Raw genomic sequence first — 2,415 nt, 5'->3', positions numbered from 1 at the left:
CGAACGGCTCGTCCATCAGCAGCACGCCCGGCTCGTGCAGCAGCGCGCGGCACAGTGAAACGCGTTGTTGCATACCGCCGGACAGCTCATGGGGCAGTGCGTTCTCGAAACCGGTCAGCCCGGTCATCTCGATCAGATGGTCGCACCGGCGGGCCGCGACCTGGCGTGGCATGCCGCGCATCTCGGCCTGCAGCAGGATGTTCTTGCGCACCGAGCGCCATTCCAGCAGGGCCGCGCGCTGAAACACATAGCCGATCTCGCGTTGCGGACCGCGCACCGGGTTCCCGCGCAGCCGCACGTCACCGGAGGTCGAGTCGGTCAGCCCGGCGACCACCTTGAGCAGGGTGGACTTCCCGCACCCTGACGGTCCGGCGATGGACACGAACTCGCCGTCGGCGACCCGCAGGTCGATGTCGTCGAGCGCGGTGACATTGGCTCGCTTGGAGGCGAAGGTGACGGTCAGGTTCGCGATGGAAATCGCTTCGGCGGCTTCGGTGGTCACCGTGGCTCCCGGGGCGGTGATGGTGGCGGTGGTCATTGGGCGGCCTTCGGGGTGAACGACGAATCCCAGTATTCCGCCGGGTCCTTGGCGGTCTTGAGCAATCCGGCATCGGTCAGCGTGGCGATCGTGGTGGACCAGTCCTCCTCGGCGTTGGCACCGGGCGGCTGGTTGGCGGTGGCCGGCGTGGTCAACAGCGGAATGGTCTGCTTCCACTGGTCCAGCAGCACCTGCCGCGGCGGCATCTGCGGATCCTTACCGGCCATTGCCGCCACCGCGGCGTCGGGGTCGGCGGCCGCGGCGGTGAACGCCTCGCTCGTCGCGTCGACCATCGACCGGACCAGGTCCGGCTTGTCGCTTATGGTCTCGGTGTTGGCGATCAGGCCGTTGCTGAAGAAGTTCAGGCCGGCGTCGGAGTACTTCAGGTACCGCACCTCGCGCCCGCTCTTGTCGGCGATGGTCGGTCCCTGGTCGTGGGCGAACCCGATCAGGCCGTCCACCCGGCCCGACATCATCGCCGACATCTTGCCCGCGGCGTCCAGGCTCTGCTGGGTGACCTGATCGGCGGGCACGCCGACCTTGTCGAGGTAGATCGGGAATGTCGTGGTCGGTGCGTCGCCGGCCGACACCGCGATGGTGCGCCCGGCCAGGTCCTTGGGGTCGTCGATTCCGGAGTCGGCGAAAACCTGGACCGCCGAGGGCGTGGTCTGCAGGAACACGCCCGTGCTCTTGACCTCGACCCCCTTGTCGATGTTGCTGAGCACCGCGGGGGTATCGGCCCAGCCGAAGTCGACCTGCTTGGACCCGACGGCCTGGGTGGTCTTGGTCGAGCCCTGGCCGGCGTCGATGGTCAGGTCGATACCGTGCTTGGCGAAGATGCCCTCCTGCACGCCGTAGTAGAACGGGGCGTGTTCGCCGTAGGGATACCAGTTCAGCATCAGGCTGGCCGGGGTGGCCGAACCGTCTGCGGCCGGGGCTTTTTCGGACTCTCCGCCGCCGCAGCCGGCCAGGGCGAACATCGCGGTGCAGGCCAGCGCGGCGGTCGCGCGGCGTCGGGACAGGATCATGGCTGTACTCCTAGGTATCGCTTGGGCGCCGGTCAGGCGGAGGTCGCGGACTTGGTGGCGCGGCGGGACGAGTGCCACGGGATCAGCAGCTTCTCGGCGATCTCGATGATCGCGAACAGGACGATGCCGAGCGCGGACATGATAATCAGCGCCGCGAACAGCATCGCGGTGTCGACGTTGCCGTTGGCCTGCAGGATCACATAGCCGAGACCTTCGTTGGCGCCGACGAATTCGCCGACCACCGCACCGGTCACCGCGAGGGTGGCCGCGACCTTGAGCCCGGACATCAGCTGCGGCAGGGAGGCCGGGAAGCGGATCTTGAGGAAGGTCTTGAAGCGGCTGGCTCCCATGGTCGAGGTCAGTTCGAGGATCTCGGGGTCCACGGAGCGCAGGCCGGCCAGCCCGGAGATGACGATGGGGAAGAAGGCCATCAGCACGGCGACCAGGATCTTGGGCGACGGGCCGAACCCCAGCCACACGATGAACAGGGGTGCGATGGCGATCTTGGGAATGACCTGGGCGAACAGGATGAGCGGGTAGACGGTCTTCTCCAGGCTGGCCGAGTAGACCATCACGACCGCCACGAATTCGCCGACGACCGCGGCGATCACGAATCCGAGCACCGTCTCCCATCCGGTCACCCAGGTGTTCTGGGCCAGGTACGCCGCGTTCTCCTGCGTGGTGCGCCAGGTGTCGGCGGGCGAGGGGAGGATGTAGGGGGCGACGAGTTCGGCCTCGGTGACCGCCCACCAGCCGGCGAGCAGCGCCGCGACGAGGGCGAGCGGACGCCACAGTGCCGACACGGACGCCGACGCGGTGCGCCGCACCGAGAGTCCGGGGCCGGGGCGC

General features: G+C 68.2%; 3 protein-coding genes. All 3 read right to left on the bottom strand.

Going from position 1 to position 2,415, the window contains the following annotated elements:
• Positions 1 to 538 (bottom strand): ABC transporter ATP-binding protein (locus ACWDTP_RS38200; protein ID WP_450028404.1); only part of this gene is annotated, 538 nt, incomplete at its 3' end.
• Positions 535 to 1,566 (bottom strand): ABC transporter substrate-binding protein, encoded by a 1,032-nt coding sequence (locus ACWDTP_RS38195; protein ID WP_450028403.1) that lies wholly within the window; start codon positions 1,564 to 1,566, stop codon positions 535 to 537. The genes ACWDTP_RS38200 and ACWDTP_RS38195, both read right to left, overlap by 4 nt.
• A 32-nt stretch (positions 1,567 to 1,598) precedes the next feature.
• On the bottom strand, positions 1,599 to 2,415 hold an 817-nt coding region (locus ACWDTP_RS38190; RefSeq protein WP_450028402.1), incomplete at its 5' end, for an ABC transporter permease.

This window comes from Mycobacterium sp. NPDC003449, from assembly GCF_053588415.1.
Note: the sequence above shows the minus strand (reverse complement) of the source record. Positions and strands in the feature narration are given on the sequence as shown.